This window comes from Superficieibacter sp. 1612_C1 (genome assembly GCF_015234305.1).
In the GTDB taxonomy this organism is placed as follows: domain Bacteria; phylum Pseudomonadota; class Gammaproteobacteria; order Enterobacterales; family Enterobacteriaceae; genus Superficieibacter.
In genome coordinates, this window is sequence record NZ_JADGMI010000005.1 from 434,252 (window position 1) to 452,853 (window position 18,602).

Sequence of the window (18,602 nt, forward strand, 5' to 3'; positions counted from 1 at the left end):
ATGTTACTGATTTGTTGATGTTACGCTAACGCGTGTCACTGGCGAACTTTGCCGGTTTTCCCACAGCACCGTCAGGCCGCGCTGCAAGGCGATAAAAATAAACAACAAAATACCGATAGCGATCTTAGTCCACCAGCTGCTTAACGTGCCGTCGAAGTTAATATAGGTCTGGATCAGCCCCTGGATCGCCACGCCGAACAGCGTCCCCAGCACCGTTCCCACGCCGCCGCTCAGCAGCGTCCCGCCAATCACCACCGAGGCGATAGCGTCCAGCTCCACGCCGACGCCTGCCAGCGCGTAGCCTGCCTGGGTGTAGAGCGAGAAAACAATCCCGGCAAGCGTTGCCAGCCCGGTGGAGAGCATATAGATGCGGATCGTGGTGCTGCGGGTGGAAATCCCCATCAGGTTGGCGGAAGTGGCGTTGCCGCCAATGGCATAAACCTCATTGCCAAAACGTGTGCGCCGGGCGAGGAAAATGCCGATCACGACTACACCGAGCATCAGCAGGCCCATCGCACTCAACCGCCCGCCGCCGGGAATTTTCCACGCGAGGCTGGACAGCGTATCGTAGATCGGGTGGTTAATCGGAATCGACTCTTCCGAGACCAGATAGCTGACGCCACGCAGAAAGAACATTCCTGCCAGGGTAATAATAAACGCCGGAATTTTCAGCGCGTCGATCAAAAGCCCCATAAACGCGCCAAATGCGCAGCCCATCGCCAGCACCAGCGGGAACGCCACCAGCGGCGACAACCCCCAGAAGCCAATCGCCTTCGCCAGAAAGACGCCGGTAAAGGCGATCACCGAGCCGACGGAGAGATCGATACCGCCGGAGAGGATCACAAAGGTCATGCCGACGGCAATGATCCCCAGAAAGGCATTATCGGTCAGAATATTGCAGATCACGCGCGTAGAAGCGAAGCCGGGAAACTGGGTCAGGCAATACAGATACCCCAGAATAAAGACGCCGAGTGTGATCATCAGCGGCAGGTTACGTTTTATCATGACCACCTCTCCTTTTTAACAAACTGATAAAGCGTGGCGACTGGACAATCAGCACGCACATGACCACCACCGCTTTCACCACCTGATTAAGCTCCGGCGGAAAACCGGAGAGCAGGATCCCGGTGTTCATGCCCTGAATAATCAACGCGCCGACCACTGACAGAAACAGGTTAAAACGCCCGCCCATCAGTGAACCGCCGCCGATCACCACCGCCAGGATGGCATCCAGTTCCAGCCACAGCCCGGCGTTGTTAGCATCGGCACCGCGAATATCTGCCGCCACGATGATCCCGGCAATCGCTGCACAGAGGCCGCTTAACACATAGGCCAGCATCACCACAAGGCGGGTATTCACCCCGGCGTTTTTCGCCGCGCGGATGTTGATCCCCACCGCTTCGATAAACATGCCGAGCGCCGTTTTGCGGGTAAACAGCCAGAAAATCAGCAGCGCGGCCAGGGCAATCATCACCGGCGTCGGGAACAACAATAGCGAGCCGCTACCGATCCACGCCAGGTGCGGCGAGTTGAAGGTAACAATCTGCCCGGAGGTAATCAGCTGCGCCACCCCGCGTCCGGCCACCATCAGAATGAGCGTGGCAACAAAGGGCTGGATCTTGAGGATCGCCACCAGAATACCGTTCCACAGCCCGGCCAGTACGCCCGCGCCCAGCGAGGCCAGAATGACCATCGGCAGTGAATGCCCGGCCACGGTCATGGAGGCCGCCGTCGCGCCAGCAATCGCCATCACCGCGCCGACCGAAAGGTCAATGCCGCCGGTGGCAATCACCAGCGTCATGCCAATCGCCAGCAGCGCCACCGGAGCGGCGCGGTTAAGAATATCAATCGGGCTGCCGAACAGCCGCCCGTCCTGTAAGACTATCTGGAAAAAGTGCGGAGCCACCAGGCTATCAACCACCAGCACCAGCAGCAGGGCAATAATCTGCGGCATACCCACCGGCCAGGAAAAGCGCCGCTTCGGTGGCGTTGTTTGCGGAAGAGATCGGGACATCACGGGGTTCTCCTTATGCCGCAATGGCATTCATAATCGCCGGAACGGAAAGCTGATCCAGCGGGATCTCCGCCACCTGCTTGCGATCGCGCATAATAATCACCCGGTCGGCATAGCCCACTAACTCTTCCAGTTCAGAAGAGATAACCAGCAGTGCCAGCCCGTCGGCGCACAGGGTTTCGATCAGGCGAATAATTTCGGCGTGCGCACCGACGTCGATGCCGCGCGTCGGCTCATCGAGGATCAGGAACTGCGGGCGGGTCAGCAGCCAGCGCGACAGCAACACTTTTTGCTGATTGCCGCCGGAGAGAAACTCAATCGGCTGCTCAGCGCTCGGCGTGCGAATGCCCAGTTGACGGATAAAGCGCTCGGCAATTTCATTTTGCTCGCGGCGAGAAATAGGCCGCAGCCAACCGCGCTGGGCCTGAAGCGCGAGGATGATATTTTCTCGCACCGAGGCGGCGGCAATAATGCCGTCGGTTTTCCGGTCTTCCGGGCAGAAGCCAATCCCCAGACAGGAGGCCTGATGCGGCGAGCGCAGGGTTTGCGGCTTGCCTTTAATCATTGCGCTGCCGCTGTCGGCAGGCTTAATGCCGAAAATGACCTCCGCCGTTTCGGTGCGTCCCGATCCCAGCAGCCCGGCAAGACCCACAATCTCTCCCGGCCGGACCTCCAGATCGAACGGATTAATGACCCCTTTTTTGCCAAAATCTTTAAACGCGGCGACCGGTTTTTCGCTCAACAGCGTGCGCCCGGCGCGCTGGAGGGCGTTGTTATCCAGTTCGCGTCCCAGCATCATTTTTACCAGCTCAATCTGCGGTAGCTCGCGCGTCTCACGGCAGCCGACAAAGCCACCGTTACGCAGAACGGTGATCCGATCGCTGACCTCATACACCTGATCGAGAAAGTGGGTGACAAACACCAGGCTGACACCGCGATCGCGAAGCTGGCGCATCAGGGTGAAAAGCATCTCGACTTCCTGGGTGTCGAGACTGGCGGTGGGCTCGTCGAGGATCAGCACTTTCGCCGAAAGATCGATAGCGCGGCAGATCGCCACGATCTGCTGCATCGCGACCGAAAAACGGTTGAGCGGCTCGCGCACGTCGAGCGAAAAGCCGTAGGACGCCATCAGATCAGTCGCCCGACGCTCCATCTCTTTGCGGCGCAGAAAGCCAAAACGCCTGGGTTCACGGCCAATAAACAAGTTATCCGCCACCGACATATTGGGCAGCAGGTTAACTTCCTGATAGACGGTACCGATGCCGAGCTGTTGCGCATGGGCGGTGTTTTTCGGGGAAATTGTTGTGCCATCCAGCCAGATGGTGCCGCGATCGGCATGGTAGACGCCGGTCAGCGCTTTAATCAGCGTCGATTTTCCGGCACCGTTTTCGCCAAGCAGCGCCATGATTTCACCGCGACGCAGGCTGAAGTCGACGTTGTCCAGCGCTTTAACGCCGGGGAAGAATTTACTCAGCCCTTCGGTGCGCAGGATGTCCTGGTCTGTGTGCATAATGTCTCCTCTACCCTTTGCCCCTCACCCTCTCCCTCAGGGAGAGGGGACGATATGGCGCGCGGGGTTATGCCCTGTCCACAGGACAGGTAAGGCGTCAAATGTGGCAGGTTTCCCTCCCTCTCCCTCAGGGAGAGGGCCGGGGTGAGGGGTTTAGTACCCCATATTTTTCTTCTTCTCTAACTCTTCTTTCGCCGTATCCGGCAGGTAAAGCGTCGATTTGGTGATGGTCAGCTTCTCAGGCTGGGTGCCGTCTTTTTTGAATTTCTCCAGCGCATCAAACGCCGGACCGGCCATATTTGGCGTCAGTTCCACGCTGGCGTTGGCCTCGCCGTCCATCATGGCTTTATAAATATCCGGTACGCCGTCGATTGAGCCGGTGAGGATATCTTTGCCCGGCTTCAGACCCGCCTCTTTGATGGCCTGGATAGCACCGATCGCCATATCGTCGTTATGGGCATAAACCATGCAGATGTTTTTGCCGTTGTTTTCCGCTTTGATAAAGCTCTCCATGACTTCTTTCCCTTTACTGCGGGTAAAGTCGCCGGACTGCGAGCGGATGATTTTAATATTCGACGCTTTAGAGATGGCTTCCGCGAACCCTTTTTTACGGTCGATAGCCACGCTGGCACCGACCGTGCCTTGCAGTTCGACGACATTACACGGCTTGCCCGCCACGGTTTTCACCAGCCAGTCGCCGATCAGGCGGCCTTCCAGTACGTTGTCGGCAGTCACGGTGGTCATGTAGAGAGATTTATCTTTTACGTCGATAGAGCGGTCGAGCAGGATCACCGGGATCTCGGCGTCTTTCGCCTCTTTCAGCACCGGCTCCCAGCCCGTAGCAACGACCGGCGCGATAAAGATGGCGTCAACGCCCTGGGCGATGAAAGAGCGGACGGCTTTGATTTGGTTTTCCTGTTTTTGCTGACCATCAGCAATCTTCAGAGTGATACCGCGTTTTTCAGCCTCGCTTTTCGCAACGCTGGTTTCAGCGGCGCGCCAGCCAGATTCAGAACCGACCTGAGAAAAACCGACGGTGAGGGGGGCGGCCATTGCCATAGACGACATGGCTGCCGAAACTGCTGTGACTAAAAGTAAGCGCTTCCACATAAGAGCGTCCTCGTAGGGTTATTGTTAGTAAAAAGTCACCTGCGCTTGAACTATAGACAAACCGGCATGTAACAAAATGAGTTACATCACACTTCAGAAAAAAGAACACTTCATTAACAAGGGCCTTTGGCGTCAGGGCCGGAAAGGCGGGGCATGGCGGGGTATAGCGGCAGCGATAAAATTGAATAAATTTCAGCCAGTTATTATGCATGGAGCACGCTTTTGTAACCGGTTACACAAACTTATTCAGTAAGTGGCTGACTTTATGGATTTTCCTGTCATGAAAAGGACGTCAAAGCATGTTCTGAAAAAAGAGGGGCGAGAAAAAGAGGTCAAGACATTCCGTGCCAGTTGGCTATAATACCGGGCACTTGTTTGCCATACATTTTAAAGGAAACAGACATGAGCTTACTCAACGTCCCGGCCGGTAAAGATCTGCCGGAAGATATCTACGTTGTTATTGAGATCCCGGCGAACGCGGATCCGATCAAATACGAAGTCGACAAAGAGAGCGGCGCACTTTTCGTTGACCGTTTCATGTCCACCGCGATGTTCTATCCGTGCAACTACGGTTACATCAACCACACCCTTTCTCTGGACGGTGACCCGGTTGACGTTCTGGTCCCGACCCCGTACCCGCTGGAACCAGGTTCAGTCATTCGCTGCCGTCCGGTTGGCGTGCTGAAAATGACCGACGAGTCTGGCGAAGATGCCAAACTGGTTGCGGTTCCGCACACCAAGCTGAGCAAAGAGTACGATCATATTAAAGATGTGAACGACCTGCCGGAACTGCTGAAAGCGCAGATCACCCACTTCTTCGAGCACTATAAAGATCTCGAAAAAGGCAAATGGGTTAAAGTTGACGGCTGGGACAATGCCGAAGCGGCAAAAGCAGAAATCATTGCCTCGTTTGAGCGCGCGAAGAAGTAATTTTTAGCGTTAATACTGGCTTTATAATTTAAAGAACCCCATATTGTTGGGGTTCTTTTTATATGAGATGTAGTCTTATAATATTAATTTCAGATCAGAATGCGCTACAAAAAAAGCTTCCTGCTCCTTATCCTCGATTAATACATTTTCTCCTGAAGGTATTTTGGTTCTTGAAATTTTTACTCCAGAACCGCAAGATTCACACCACACTATTTTCCACCCAATATCCTTATCGTTAAACCCCATGTATTGATAAGACAGCCCTTTAGAATTACAAACTGGACAGCATGAAGACGAGTATAGGTTATCGCATTTGGGTAGTTGCTTTAACCATTCAAGATAAGTTATTTCTTTCATTTATTTATATCTCTCTAATTTTCCACTCCACATCGCTATTTTTAAAGATAATATACTGGTAAGAAAGATAAACGAATTTATTAATTGGCCTTCCTTTATCTTGGAGCTATTTAGCTAACTAATGGCTATTTACATATTCATAGCCTTTAGAGGTAACGTTATAATCTGGCTGAGTCGAACCCTCTATAGAAATGATGTCAACCAAGCCCTGACTGGCTAAGTTATTAACAATTCTAACCACATTGCCAAAGCCCGGAACATCCCTTACGGAAAGCACCCGGTCAAGAAGATAGCAATTCCAGTCTCGGCCTTTTTCAGCCATAACTTTTAATACGTTAAGTTCAATTTCATTAATCATTTTTTATCGCATCCGGGAGGTATAAATAGAACGTTAAAATAGATAGCCTGATTGCAGCTTACTTATATTTAAGCCCTGATGCGCTGTCATGCGGAAGGCTCATCCACGGCCGCCCCAGCGCGCTGCCCTGTACGCCATATTCATTCAGGTACTTATCCAGTTCGACCATCCCCGTCCAGCGGTTTTCGCACCATAGCGGGGCCAGCAATGTCGGACGACGGGCGCTGGCGGAGATGCGATGGAAAATCACCTCCGGCGGCGTGTGGCGGATCATCTCGCCTGCCGTCACCGTGTAGTCTTCCAGCGCAATGCCATTCAGCCGGCCCGCTTCCCACGCTTTCGCCATGATGCTGCCTTTCACGATGTGCAGCGGGTGAAGCTTGATGCCGTCAACGCCGGTTTCAACCACCCGCTCCAGCGTTTGCAGACATTCGCCCTGCCCTTCGCCCGGCAGGCCGACAATCAGATGCGCGCAGACATTGAGGCCGCGCTCGCGCGCCAGGCGAGTGGTTTGTTGATAACAGGCGAAATCATGTCCACGGTTAATACGATGCAGGGTTTTATCCTGCGCGCTCTGCAACCCCAGTTCCAGCCAGATTTCATAGCCCTGCTCTTTATAGTCGCTCAGCAGATCGAGCACCGCTTCCGGCACGCAGTCCGGGCGCGTGCCAACGCATAGCCCAACAATGCTGGCCTGACTCACCGCCTGCTGATACATCGACCGCAGTACCTGCACCTCGGCAAACGTGCTGGTATAAGCCTGAAAGTAAGCCAGATAGCGTTTAGCGCGATTCACCAGCATGCCCTGATGGGCGAGCTGTTCGGCAATCGAGCGATACTGCTGCGCTTCGTCGGCAAATGAGGCGACATTACAGAAGGTGCAGCCGCCACGCCCGATGGTGCCGTCGCGATTCGGGCAGCTAAAACCGCCGTGCAGCGCCAGCTTATGAACTTTTTCGCCATAGCGACGCGCAAGATCGCCGCCAAACATATTGACTAATTTTTGTAACTGCATAATCTGATAGACCGCCCTGATGAATGGGCCAAAGCCTGCCACTTTTAGCCGCTGTCGGCGATGACCTGGATCAATCGCCCGGGACGGCTTTTATCTATTGAATAATCAGTCACAATTACTGCTATTTCATGCACGCTTCCGGTAATGACTTTTGCTTATAGTGAGCAGAAATATTTCATTTATTACGTCAGCGTTTAAAAACAGTGCGATCACGCAATGCCTTTCGATTTATGCAGCATAAAATGCTGACCTCACGCTAATAATAAGCAAAATAGATTTGCAGCGTGCTTCTCTGATAGTGAGACAGATCACACTCTTCCGCCCTCTAATATCGCGTTTAATGCCGTTTTATAAAGTTTATTTTTAAGTAATTTCAAACAATTAGCACGCGTTTAGCACATTTTTGCATAAATAAGAATGTCATTTGACCTGTGTACCAATTCCCGATAACTTGGAAATCCGCTGGAAGCTTTCTGGATGAGCCGCTGGCTCATCATATTTATGCAGTAATTGAGATTCCCTCTTAAGCAAGTCCTCAACACTTGTGTGACCTACGCGAAATGGATATTTAAAGAGGGCGAATGCGAGGCAGGTCAGCCCCGTCGCCATGCTCTTTCTGTGCCCGTGCGCCGCAGTCAGGAGGGTCTCCCGTAGAGCCTGGGGAGGTTCACTGATATGTTGTACGATAAATCCCTTGAGAAGGATAACTGTGGTTTCGGCCTGATCGCCCACATAGAAGGCGAACCTAGCCACAAGGTAGTGCGTACCGCCATACACGCGCTGGCCCGCATGCAGCACCGTGGCGCGATCCTCGCCGATGGTAAAACCGGCGACGGTTGCGGCCTGCTGCTGCAAAAACCCGACCGTTTCTTCCGCATCGTTGCCGAAGAACGCGGCTGGCGTTTAGCCAAAAATTACGCCGTCGGGATGCTGTTCCTGAATAAAGATCCTGAGCTGGCAAAAGCCGCGCGAGACATCGTTGAAGAAGAGCTTCAGCGTGAAACGCTGTCGATTGTTGGCTGGCGCGAAGTGCCGACCAATGAAGGCGTCCTCGGTGAAATCGCCCTCTCCTCTCTGCCGCGTATTGAGCAAATTTTTGTCAACGCGCCCGCGGGCTGGCGTCCACGCGATATGGAACGCCGTCTGTTCATCGCCCGCCGCCGTATTGAAAAGCGTCTTCAGGAAGACAAGGACTTCTACGTCTGTAGCCTGTCTAACCTGGTGAACATCTATAAAGGTCTGTGTATGCCGGCAGATTTGCCGCGCTTTTACCTGGATCTGGCGGATCTGCGTCTGGAATCGGCCATCTGCCTGTTCCACCAGCGCTTCTCCACCAACACCGTGCCGCGCTGGCCGCTGGCCCAGCCGTTCCGCTATCTGGCGCACAACGGCGAAATCAACACCATTACCGGTAACCGCCAGTGGGCGCGTGCCCGTACCTATAAGTTCCAGACGCCGCTGATTCCGGATCTGCACGATGCTGCACCGTTCGTCAACGAGACCGGCTCTGACTCCAGCTCTATGGATAACATGCTTGAGCTGTTGCTGGCCGGCGGGATGGATATCGTCCGCGCCATGCGTCTGCTCGTTCCGCCTGCCTGGCAGAATAACCCGGATATGGATCCGGAGCTGCGTGCCTTCTTCGACTTTAACTCCATGCATATGGAGCCGTGGGACGGCCCGGCGGGCATTGTGATGTCTGACGGTCGCTTTGCGGCCTGTAACCTCGACCGTAACGGTTTGCGTCCGGCACGCTATGTGATCACCAAAGATAAGCTGATCACCTGCGCCTCGGAAGTGGGCATCTGGGATTATCAGCCGGATGAAGTGGTCGAAAAAGGCCGCGTCGGTCCGGGCGAACTGATGGTGATCGACACTCGCGGCGGGCGCATTCTGCACTCGGCGGAGACCGATGACGATCTGAAAAGCCGCCATCCGTATAAAGAGTGGATGGAGAAAAACGTCCGCCGTCTGGTGCCGTTTGAAGATTTGGCAGACGATCAGGTTGGTCAGCGTGAGATGGATGACGACCTGCTTGCCAGCTACCAGAAACAGTTTAACTACAGCAACGAAGAGCTGGATTCAGTGATTCGCGTGCTGGGTGAAAACGGTCAGGAAGCGGTCGGCTCAATGGGTGACGACACCCCGTTCGCCGTGCTCTCCAGCCAGCCGCGCATTATTTACGACTATTTCCGCCAGCAGTTCGCACAGGTGACTAACCCGCCGATCGATCCGCTGCGCGAAGCGCACGTCATGTCACTGTCGACCAGCATCGGCCGCGAGATGAACGTCTTCTGCGAAGCGGAAGGCCAGGCGCACCGTCTGAGCTTTAAATCGCCGATCCTGCTGTACTCCGATTTCAAACAGCTCACCACCATGACCGAGCATCACTACCGCGCGGACGTGCTGGATATTACCTTCGACGTGACGGAAACTTCCCTCGAAACCACGGTGAAGGCGCTGTGTGATAAGGCCGAGCAGATGGTCCGCGATGGCACCGTACTGCTGGTGCTTTCTGACCGCAATATTGCCAAAAATCGCCTGCCGGTTCCGGCTCCGATGGCGGTAGGTGCGATCCAGACGCGTCTGGTCGAGAAGAGCCTGCGCTGCGACGCTAACATTATTGTTGAAACCGCCAGCGCCCGCGATCCGCATCACTTTGCGGTATTGCTGGGCTTTGGCGCGACGGCGATCTACCCGTACCTTGCCTACGAGACGCTGGCGAAGCTGGTCGACAGCAAAGCGATTGAAAAAGCGTACCGTACCGTGATGCTGAACTACCGCAACGGCATCAATAAAGGTCTGTATAAAATCATGTCCAAAATGGGCATCTCAACTATCGCCTCCTACCGCTGCTCGAAGCTGTTTGAAGCAGTAGGTTTGCATAAAGATGTCTCCAGCCTGTGCTTCCAGGGCGCGATTAGCCGTATCGGCGGCGCGGGTTTCAGCGACTTCCAGCAGGATTTGTTGAACCTGTCGAAGCGTGCCTGGCTGGCGCGTAAGCCGCTGGAACAGGGCGGACTGCTGAAATATGTCCACGGCGGCGAATATCACGCCTACAACCCGGACGTGGTGCGTACTCTGCAACAGGCGGTGCAGAGCGGCGAGTACAGCGATTATCAGCTGTACGCGAAGCTGGTTAATGAGCGTCCGGCGGCCACGCTGCGCGATCTGCTGGCGATTAACCCGAATGGCGACGCGGTAAGCCTCGATGACGTTGAACCGGCGACGGACCTGTTTAAACGCTTTGATACGGCGGCGATGTCTATCGGCGCGCTCAGCCCGGAGGCGCACGAAGCGCTGGCGGAAGCGATGAACAGCCTCGGCGGCAACTCCAACTCCGGCGAAGGCGGCGAAGATCCGGCGCGCTACGGCACCAATAAAGTGTCGCGCATCAAGCAGGTCGCCTCCGGCCGCTTTGGCGTCACCCCGGCATATCTGGTCAACGCCGACGTCATTCAGATTAAAGTCGCTCAGGGCGCGAAGCCGGGCGAAGGCGGTCAGTTACCGGGCGATAAAGTCACCCCGTACATCGCCAAACTGCGCTACTCGGTGCCGGGCGTGACGCTGATCTCCCCGCCGCCGCATCACGATATCTACTCTATCGAGGATCTGGCGCAGCTGATTTTTGACCTGAAGCAGGTCAACCCGAAAGCGATGATCTCCGTGAAGCTGGTCTCCGAGCCGGGCGTGGGTACTATCGCCACCGGCGTGGCGAAAGCCTACGCGGATCTGATCACTATCGCCGGTTATGACGGCGGCACCGGTGCCAGTCCGCTCTCCTCGGTAAAATACGCCGGTTGTCCGTGGGAACTCGGCCTGGTGGAGACCCAGCAGGCGCTGGTCGCCAACGGTCTGCGGCATAAAATTCGTCTCCAGGTCGACGGCGGCCTGAAAACCGGTCAGGACATCATTAAAGCGGCGATTCTGGGCGCGGAAAGCTTCGGCTTCGGCACCGGACCGATGGTGGCGCTGGGCTGTAAATACCTGCGTATTTGCCACCTGAACAACTGCGCTACCGGCGTGGCTACCCAGGATGAGAAGCTGCGTAAGAACCACTATCACGGCCTGCCGTTCAAAGTGACCAACTACTTTGAGTTCATCGCCCGCGAGACCCGCGAGCTGATGGCGCAGCTTGGCGTAAAGCGTCTGGTGGATCTGATTGGCCGTACCGACCTGCTGAAAGAGCTGGACGGATTCACCGCCAAACAGCAGAAACTGGACTTAAGCAAACTGCTGGAGACCGCTGAGCCACATTCGGGCAAAGCGCTCTACTGCACTGAGCACAACCCGCCGTTTGATAACGGCGTGCTGAATGCGCAACTGCTGGCGAATGCAAAACCGTTTGTCGACGAGCGTCAAAGCAAAACGTTCTGGTTTGATATCCGCAACACCGACCGTTCGGTGGGCGCGTTGCTCTCCGGCTATATCGCGCAGACGCACGGCGATCAGGGGCTGGCCTCTGATCCGATCAAAGCGCACTTCAGCGGCACCGCAGGCCAGAGCTTCGGCGTGTGGAACGCGGGCGGCGTAGAGCTGTATCTGACCGGCGATGCCAACGACTACGTGGGTAAAGGCATGGCGGGCGGTTTGCTGGCGGTACGTCCGCCGGTCGGCTCCTCCTTCCGCAGCCATGAGGCCAGCATCATCGGTAACACCTGCCTGTACGGCGCGACCGGTGGTCGTCTGTATGCGGCAGGCCGCGCGGGCGAGCGTTTCGGGGTGCGTAACTCCGGGGCGATCACCGTGGTGGAAGGCATTGGCGACAACGGCTGTGAATACATGACCGGTGGCATCGTCTGTATTCTCGGCAAGACGGGCGTCAACTTTGGTGCAGGCATGACGGGCGGCTTCGCCTACGTACTGGATGAAGACGGCGAATTCCGCAAACGCGTGAACCCGGAACTGGTGGAAGTGCTGAGCGTCGATGACCTCGCCATTCACGAGGAGCATCTGCGCGGTCTGATCACCGAGCATGTACAGCATACCGGCTCTTCACGCGGCGAGGAGATCCTGGCGCACTGGTCAGCCTTCTCGACGAAATTCGCGCTGGTTAAACCGAAGTCCAGCGATGTTAAAGCACTGTTGGGTCACCGTAGTCGTAGCGCAGCAGAGCTGCGTGTGCAGGCGCAGTAAGGGGTCATTATGAGTCAGAATGTCTATCAATTTATCGACCTGCAACGCGTTGATCCGGCCAAGAAAGCGCTGAAGATCCGCAAAATTGAATTTGTTGAAATCTACGAGCCGTTTTCAGAAGGCCAGGCTAAGGCGCAGGCAGATCGCTGCCTGTCCTGCGGCAACCCCTACTGTGAGTGGAAATGCCCGGTGCATAACTACATCCCGAACTGGCTGAAGCTGGCCAACGAAGGACGTATTTTTGAAGCGGCCGAACTGTCGCACCAGACCAATACCCTGCCGGAAGTGTGCGGTCGCGTGTGCCCGCAGGACCGTCTGTGTGAGGGGTCATGCACGCTGAACGACGAGTTCGGCGCGGTCACCATCGGCAACATCGAACGCTATATCAATGATAAAGCGTTTGAGATGGGCTGGCGTCCGGATCTGACCGGCGTGAAGCAGACCGGGAAGCGGGTAGCGATTATCGGCGCGGGTCCGGCGGGCCTCGCCTGTGCCGACGTGCTGACCCGTAACGGCGTGAAGGCGGTGGTCTTTGACCGTCACCCGGAAATCGGCGGTCTGCTCACCTTTGGCATTCCGGCGTTCAAGCTGGAGAAAGAGGTGATGACCCGCCGCCGTGAAATCTTCACCGGCATGGGGATTGAGTTCAATCTTAATGTCGAAGTGGGCCGAGACGTTCAGCTTGACGATCTGCTGGCGGAGTACGATGCCGTATTCCTCGGCGTCGGCACCTATCAGTCGATGCGCGGCGGGCTGGAAAATGAAGACGCCGACGGCGTGTTCGACGCCCTGCCGTTCCTCATCGCCAATACCAAACAGCTCATGGGTTACGGCGAAACGGCTGATGAACCGTTTGTCAGTATGGAAGGTAAACGCGTGGTGGTACTCGGCGGTGGCGACACCGCAATGGACTGCGTGCGCACCTCCGTTCGTCAGGGCGCAACGCACGTCACCTGTGCCTATCGTCGTGACGAAGAGAACATGCCGGGTTCTCGCCGTGAAGTGAAAAACGCGCGTGAAGAAGGCGTCGAGTTTCAGTTCAACGTGCAGCCGCTTGGCGTGGAAGTGAATGCCAACGGTAAAGTGTGCGGCGTGAAAATGGCGCGTACCGAAATGGGCGAACCGGATGCGAAAGGCCGCCGCCGTGCGGAAATCGTCGCCGGTTCCGAGCACATTGTCCCGGCGGATGCGGTAGTGATGGCGTTTGGTTTCCGTCCGCACAGCATGGAGTGGCTGGCAAAACACAGCGTCGAGCTGGATTCCCAGGGCCGTATCATCGCGCCGGAAGGCAACGACAACGCCTTCCAGACCAGCAACCCGAAAATCTTCGCCGGTGGTGACATCGTGCGCGGATCGGACCTGGTGGTGACGGCGATCGCCGAAGGCCGCAAGGCGGCGGACGGGATTTTGAACTTTATGGAAGTGTAAACCTTCCGGCTCCCCGGCTAGCGCATTACGCTGCTGGCTGGGGAGCCGATATTGTCTTTCCCAATCCCCTCTCTCGATTTTTTGAAAGCCGCTCGTAAATAGTGATGTAATGCCATGTAATTTCCGCTCATGGATTGACCCTGATTGCGCCTGAAGCGTATTGATAGCGCTATATTTTCATATCGCGACTATCACGTAAGGGATGACATGACGCAACCAACTTTACCGCCACACGTTGATGATTATCAGCAAATTCATGACGGCATTATCCGCCTGGTGGATACGGCCCATACCGAGACCGTACGCAGTATCAATGCAATAATGACGGCGACCTACTGGGAAATCGGCCGACGTATTATCGAATTTGAACAGGGAGGAGAAGTACGAGCTGCTTATGGTACTCAGCTTATTGAACGATTATCGGTGGATTTAAGTCAGCGCTATAAGCGCGGTTTTTCAACCAGAAACCTTTGGCAAATACGTACATTTTATCTTTGTTTTCATGATATTGAAATTATGCAGACAGTGTCTGCAGAATCTTCAAACCTTATACAGCTCGCCAAAGTATTCCCACTTCCCTGGTCAGCTTATGTGCGTTTGCTGGCGGTGAAAGATAACGATGCCCGCCGCTTTTATGAAAAAGAGACCTTACGTAACGGCTGGTCAGTGCGACAGCTTGATCGGCAAATCGCCACTCAGTTTTATGAACGGACGCTGCTGTCATATGACAAATCAGCCATGCTGCAACAGGATGCACCTACCGTCCCCGAGTTCTTACCCGGGCATTCCCTTCGCGATCCTTTTATTCTGGAATTCCTGGATCTAAAAGACGAGTACTCTGAATCGGATCTTGAAGAAGCGCTGCTCAATCACCTGATGGACTTTATGCTGGAGCTGGGCGACGATTTTGCCTTTGTGGGCCGCCAGCGCCGATTACGCATAGACGATAGCTGGTTTCGCGTAGATCTGCTGTTTTTCCATCGCCGCCTGCGCTGTCTGCTGATTGTTGACCTGAAAGTCGGTAAATTTAGCTATGCCGATGCCGGGCAAATGAATATGTATCTGAACTATGCCAAAGAACACTGGACAATGCCGGGCGAGAACCCACCTGTCGGATTGATTCTGTGTGCAGAAAAAGGCGCTGGTGAAGCGCACTATGCCCTGAACGGGTTGCCCAATACCATCATGGCGAGTGAATACAAAGTGCAGCTCCCTGATGAAAAATTACTGGCTGAGGAACTTGTGCGCTCACAAAACCTGTTGGAGACACGTCAGCCATGATCCCAGAGGCCGCCAGATATTGTTCCTGCGACTCGATTCGCCACGGGCGGGTCATTACCGAGACGGTACCGACCCAGCCGGAAGTCGTGACGTTCAAGCGCTATCCGACACCATCTCGCTACGTTGTCAGGCCAGTAATACGCTGGCGCGCACCTTAATCACCACCTTCTTAATGTCTGCCGACGCGTTCACAACACAGCCCGGTTTATGCGGCTCGCCCGGCATAAAAATCGCAAACATTCCCGGCTTTAGTGTGACGGCCTGCTCATCGGCAATCTGGCTGCAAAGCTGATAATCCTCTGCAACATGCATCTCTTCGCACTCGCGGGCAGAATCGGTCGTGCCAAAGAGAATGCGCTCTTCCCCCGCCAGCAGTAGCTGAATATCAATGTACTGCTGATGCAGCTCCGCTTTCTTTTGCTCCGGCGGCTGCGTGACAAACTGCATAACATTCATAAAGATATTCTCGCCCTGTAGCTCATAGCGCCCCGGCGCTTTCTCCTGTGGCCTTGCGGCGACGGCCAGCGTGAGCGCATTCAGCAGTAGCGGATGCAACCCCGCGGATGAGAGCGAACGTAGATCACCTGTCACCATATTTTTTCCTCCTGGGCCAACAGCGCGGCGGCCAGTTTCGTGCCGCCAATATCAATCGCCAGCGTGGTCATAACACCGCCTTTTGTAGCGCCGTGTTGTAACACGGGCAGATATCAGCAACGATGTCGGGTTTCTCCATCGACCTATTAAGTATCGGCTGGCTGGAGGCAATCAAACCGCCAGATCCCGCCATCCTGTTATTCAATTTTTCAAGTACAGTCATCATGACATCCCCGGCGAAATGCCCGGCACGCGCCGGGCTTCCTGGTTAGCTCTTACTTTTCATTAAGCCGTTTTTATTGCCGCCAAACGGTACCGCGCCGCTAAACGGCTTACCGTCGATCGCATCATGCGTGCGTAGCGCTTCCGGGCGGATCCAGCGCTGGACGCGCGTTGGCATGTCGAGGCCGATCAGCAGGATCACTACGAAGGTGAGGCCAAAGGAGAGCGAACCGAGCGCGGTGCCCAGATCCAGTCGTTGCGCGATCAGTGCCCCGAGGATCGGGGCCAGCGCGCCGCCCAGCGCTCCCACGTTGTAGGTAAACCCCAGCCCTGCTGCGCGTTGATCCGTTTCGAAATAGCCGCCGATCAGTTTCGGTAAGATCCCCGAGATCCCCTGCCCCAGCATCTGCTGAAAGAAGAGTAATAAGCCAAGCACCCAGACGTTTGTGCCGCCAATCGCAAACACCGGAATGATCAGCAGCTGTGAGGCCAGCAGGCTACAGACATAGGCTTTGCGGGTGCCCAGCCAGTCGCCGAGAAAACCGCCCACGCAGCAGCCTACCGCCGCGCCGAAGCCGCTGAAGAACAGCACGTTGGCGACCGTATGCGGGTTATAGGCCAGTTCGGTTTTCAGATAAGTCGGCAGCAGCGCCTGAATAGGCCACGAGTAGAGGAAGGCAAACAGCACCACTACCATCAGCATGACGCCGGTCGGCCAGCGTTTGCCGCTGCTCTGCACCATAAAGCTGATGAAGATGATGGCGCTCACCAGGCCCAGCAGTGCCACCAGCCCGGCGATACGCGCTTCGCCAGCGAAACAGTACCACAGCGACGCGCCCGCAACGCAGGTCATGAGGATGTTTATCACCCGATGCTGGCCGCGGTAGAGAATATCGACCATCGTGCGTACCAGCGCTTTACCTTCGTGTTTCGCTTTCCAGTCTTCGGCCTCCGGGATGTTTTTACGCAGCCAGAGCGCGAAGACGATGGGGACAATGCCGATGAAAAAGAGCGCGCGCCAGCCCCAGACTGGCACCACCAGGCTATAGACCTGTGCGGCGACCACCGCGCCAACGGAGAAGCCGGAAATCAGGAAGCCGCTGGCTTTATTGCGCAGCTGTTTTGGCCAGCTTTCAATGACATAGGTGGCGCTGGAGCCGTATTCCCCGGCCATCCCCATGCCGATTACCAGGCGGGCGATAAACAGCGAGGTGTAACCCGGCGCAAAGCCGCAGGCGAGCGTGCCCATGGAAAAAAGAATGATGCTGGTGACCATCGCCAGGCGACGGCCATAGCGGTCGCCCAGCGCGCCGAGCATCAGGCCGCCGAACCAGCGAGAGATAAAGGCGGCGGAAATCAGGCTGGCCGCCTGAACTGTGGTCAAACCGAATTCACCCTGTACTTCGGTCAACACCAGGGCAATCAAGACAAAATCAAAACCATCAAGCAGATACCCCAACCAGGCGGCGGAAAATGCCCGCCATTGCGCCCGGTTGAGATGGCGATACCACGGGATATTCTGGGCTGTAGTACTCATGGTGAGTCTCCCGCGGTGGGCTGTGCCCACACGCTTTGGTATGAATATGATAGGGATGCCTTAACGGATGCAGGCCAGCGACGCGTTAGCGCCGTCCGGCCAATACTTATCCGCGTTCCTGCATCAGCTGCTGCGCCAGCGTTTTCAGTTCCGGCAGATATTTCTCTTCTACCGGTGCGAACGGTTTGCGGCACAGCGGGACAGAGACCACATCCATGTAATGCAGCACCGTTTTCAGCCCGCGGAAGACGCCTACTTTGATCAACAGGTCGATCACTTTGTTACACTCGCGCTGTAACTGCTGCGCCTTCGCAATATCGCCCTCTTTCAGCGCCTGCACGATCCCCTGGTAGCGCCAGCCCATAATGTTATAGGTGCTGCCGATCCCGCCGTCCGCACCGGCCAGCAGGCCAGACGTGAAGATTTCGTCGTAACCGTTGTAAAGCACCAGATCCGGATGCGCGCGGCGGATCTGCTCCATCTGAAAAAGATCGCCCGAGGTTTGCTTCAGCGCGCCGACGCCCGGCAGGGTGACCAGCGTGTTGATCTGATCCAGCGTCAGTTTTACCCCACTGAGCGCCGGAATGTTGTAGACCACCATCGGTAATCCATCAGCGGAATCGATAATTGCACGATAGTGTTCACAGTGCTCATCAAAGCTGAACGGGTAGTAGAACGGCGTGACCGCCGAGACGGCATCAAAGCCATAGCGTTTTGCGGCAGACGCCAGCTGCTGGCTCTCCGCCGTACTGACGCAGCCAACGTGGGCAATCAGGGTGATTTCGCCTTTCCCCTCTTCCGCCACGATTTCAAGCACTTCTTCGCGCTCTGCCAGGCTCTGAACAAAGGCTTCCCCGGTAGAGCCGCCAACGTAAAGGCCGTCGATGCCCTGCTCAATGTTGAACCGTACCAGGCGGCGCAGGCTGGCTTTATCTATCTGCTGCTGGGCGTCGAAAGGGGTGAGAAGGGCGGACATCACGCCCCGTAAATGGTTAGCCATACATACCTCGTAGTGATGTTTTATTGGATTAACTATATACCTTTATACCTGTTATACCAGATCACTTTTGCGGCAGCGTAATACCGAAAGCTTATTGTGCGATCAGCTTC

Annotated in this window: 13 protein-coding genes and 1 pseudogene; 5 read left to right on the top strand and 9 right to left on the bottom strand. The window is 55.6% G+C overall.

Annotated elements, in window-relative coordinates:
• Window positions 1-3 precede the first annotated feature (3 nt).
• The 4 genes from yjfF to ytfQ form a co-directional block, all read right to left on the bottom strand.
• Window positions 4-1,005 (bottom strand): galactofuranose ABC transporter, permease protein YjfF, encoded by a 1,002-nt coding sequence (yjfF, locus tag INT84_RS18895; protein ID WP_176920426.1) that lies wholly within the window; start codon window positions 1,003-1,005, stop codon window positions 4-6.
• Window positions 992-2,017: a galactofuranose ABC transporter, ATP-binding protein YtfT gene (gene ytfT, locus INT84_RS18900; protein ID WP_194208030.1), complete on the bottom strand. Its 1,026-nt coding sequence runs from the start codon at window positions 2,015-2,017 to the stop codon at window positions 992-994. The genes yjfF and ytfT overlap by 14 nt, the downstream gene beginning before the upstream one ends.
• A gap of 10 nt (window positions 2,018-2,027) precedes the next feature.
• Window positions 2,028-3,524: a galactofuranose ABC transporter, ATP-binding protein YtfR gene (gene ytfR, locus INT84_RS18905; RefSeq protein WP_194208031.1), complete on the bottom strand. Its 1,497-nt coding sequence runs from the start codon at window positions 3,522-3,524 to the stop codon at window positions 2,028-2,030.
• 153 nt (window positions 3,525-3,677) lie between these two features.
• Window positions 3,678-4,634, bottom strand: a complete 957-nt coding sequence (gene ytfQ, locus INT84_RS18910; RefSeq protein WP_194208032.1) for a galactofuranose ABC transporter substrate-binding protein YtfQ — start codon at window positions 4,632-4,634, stop codon at window positions 3,678-3,680.
• A 402-nt stretch (window positions 4,635-5,036) separates the two neighbouring features.
• Here ytfQ and ppa point away from each other — a divergent pair, with 402 nt between their 5' ends.
• On the top strand, window positions 5,037-5,564 hold the full coding sequence (gene ppa, locus INT84_RS18915; protein ID WP_004857176.1) for an inorganic diphosphatase: 528 nt from the start codon (window positions 5,037-5,039) through the stop codon (window positions 5,562-5,564).
• Window positions 5,565-6,039: 475 nt separating this feature from the next.
• On the opposite strand, the gene INT84_RS18920 is transcribed toward ppa, so the two are convergent.
• Together INT84_RS18920 and INT84_RS18925 are read right to left on the bottom strand one after the other, a co-directional pair.
• Entirely contained in the window at window positions 6,040-6,279 is a 240-nt protein-coding gene (locus INT84_RS18920; protein ID WP_194208033.1) for a MarR family transcriptional regulator, read from the bottom strand.
• Window positions 6,280-6,337: 58 nt separating this feature from the next.
• Window positions 6,338-7,294, bottom strand: coding sequence for a TIGR01212 family radical SAM protein (locus INT84_RS18925; RefSeq protein ID WP_194208034.1), 957 nt, complete (start codon window positions 7,292-7,294; stop codon window positions 6,338-6,340).
• A gap of 675 nt (window positions 7,295-7,969) precedes the next feature.
• Here INT84_RS18925 and gltB point away from each other — a divergent pair.
• The 4 genes and pseudogenes from gltB to INT84_RS24465 all read left to right on the top strand — a co-directional run.
• On the top strand, window positions 7,970-12,430 hold the full coding sequence (gene gltB / locus INT84_RS18930) for a glutamate synthase large subunit (RefSeq protein ID WP_194208035.1): 4,461 nt from the start codon (window positions 7,970-7,972) through the stop codon (window positions 12,428-12,430).
• 9 nt (window positions 12,431-12,439) lie between these two features.
• Window positions 12,440-13,858, top strand: a complete 1,419-nt coding sequence (gene gltD, locus INT84_RS18935; protein WP_194208036.1) for a glutamate synthase subunit GltD — start codon at window positions 12,440-12,442, stop codon at window positions 13,856-13,858.
• Window positions 13,859-14,065: 207 nt separating this feature from the next.
• Window positions 14,066-15,139 carry a YhcG family protein gene (locus tag INT84_RS18940; protein ID WP_194208037.1) on the top strand — a complete coding sequence of 358 codons (1,074 nt, stop codon included), beginning with the start codon at window positions 14,066-14,068 and terminating at the stop codon, window positions 15,137-15,139.
• Between the two features lie 11 nt (window positions 15,140-15,150).
• Window positions 15,151-15,297: pseudogene (locus INT84_RS24465) on the top strand (hypothetical protein); the annotation flags it as partial.
• On the opposite strand, the gene nanQ reads toward INT84_RS24465, so the two are convergent.
• The 3 genes from nanQ to nanA all read right to left on the bottom strand — a co-directional run bounded on the left by nanQ (window position 15,266) and on the right by nanA (window position 18,492).
• Entirely contained in the window at window positions 15,266-15,733 is a 468-nt protein-coding gene (gene nanQ, locus INT84_RS18945) for an N-acetylneuraminate anomerase (RefSeq protein ID WP_194208038.1), read from the bottom strand. The pseudogene INT84_RS24465 and the gene nanQ sit on opposite strands and share 32 nt — an antisense overlap.
• A 268-nt stretch (window positions 15,734-16,001) precedes the next feature.
• The gene (locus tag INT84_RS18950; RefSeq protein WP_194208039.1) at window positions 16,002-17,492 is read right to left on the bottom strand and encodes an MFS transporter; all 1,491 of its coding nucleotides are present in this window, start codon (window positions 17,490-17,492) and stop codon (window positions 16,002-16,004) included.
• A gap of 106 nt (window positions 17,493-17,598) precedes the next feature.
• Window positions 17,599-18,492 (bottom strand): N-acetylneuraminate lyase, encoded by an 894-nt coding sequence (nanA, locus tag INT84_RS18955; RefSeq protein WP_194208040.1) that lies wholly within the window; start codon window positions 18,490-18,492, stop codon window positions 17,599-17,601.
• Between the last annotated feature and the right edge of the window lie 110 nt (window positions 18,493-18,602).

What these genes read in the sequence shown, in the direction of transcription:
- yjfF (WP_176920426.1), bottom strand. Translation starts at nt 1,005, where the DNA reads ATGATAAAACGTAACCTGCCGCTGATGATCACACTCGGCGTCTTTATT.
- ytfR (WP_194208031.1), bottom strand. Translation starts at nt 3,524, where the DNA reads ATGCACACAGACCAGGACATCCTGCGCACCGAAGGGCTGAGTAAATTC.
- ytfQ (WP_194208032.1), bottom strand. Translation starts at nt 4,634, where the DNA reads ATGTGGAAGCGCTTACTTTTAGTCACAGCAGTTTCGGCAGCCATGTCG.
- ppa (WP_004857176.1), top strand. Translation starts at nt 5,037, where the DNA reads ATGAGCTTACTCAACGTCCCGGCCGGTAAAGATCTGCCGGAAGATATC.
- INT84_RS18920 (WP_194208033.1), bottom strand. Translation starts at nt 6,279, where the DNA reads ATGATTAATGAAATTGAACTTAACGTATTAAAAGTTATGGCTGAAAAA.
- INT84_RS18925 (WP_194208034.1), bottom strand. Translation starts at nt 7,294, where the DNA reads ATGCAGTTACAAAAATTAGTCAATATGTTTGGCGGCGATCTTGCGCGT.
- gltB (WP_194208035.1), top strand. Translation starts at nt 7,970, where the DNA reads ATGTTGTACGATAAATCCCTTGAGAAGGATAACTGTGGTTTCGGCCTG.
- gltD (WP_194208036.1), top strand. Translation starts at nt 12,440, where the DNA reads ATGAGTCAGAATGTCTATCAATTTATCGACCTGCAACGCGTTGATCCG.
- INT84_RS18940 (WP_194208037.1), top strand. Translation starts at nt 14,066, where the DNA reads ATGACGCAACCAACTTTACCGCCACACGTTGATGATTATCAGCAAATT.
- nanQ (WP_194208038.1), bottom strand. Translation starts at nt 15,733, where the DNA reads ATGGTGACAGGTGATCTACGTTCGCTCTCATCCGCGGGGTTGCATCCG.
- INT84_RS18950 (WP_194208039.1), bottom strand. Translation starts at nt 17,492, where the DNA reads ATGAGTACTACAGCCCAGAATATCCCGTGGTATCGCCATCTCAACCGG.
- nanA (WP_194208040.1), bottom strand. Translation starts at nt 18,492, where the DNA reads ATGGCTAACCATTTACGGGGCGTGATGTCCGCCCTTCTCACCCCTTTC.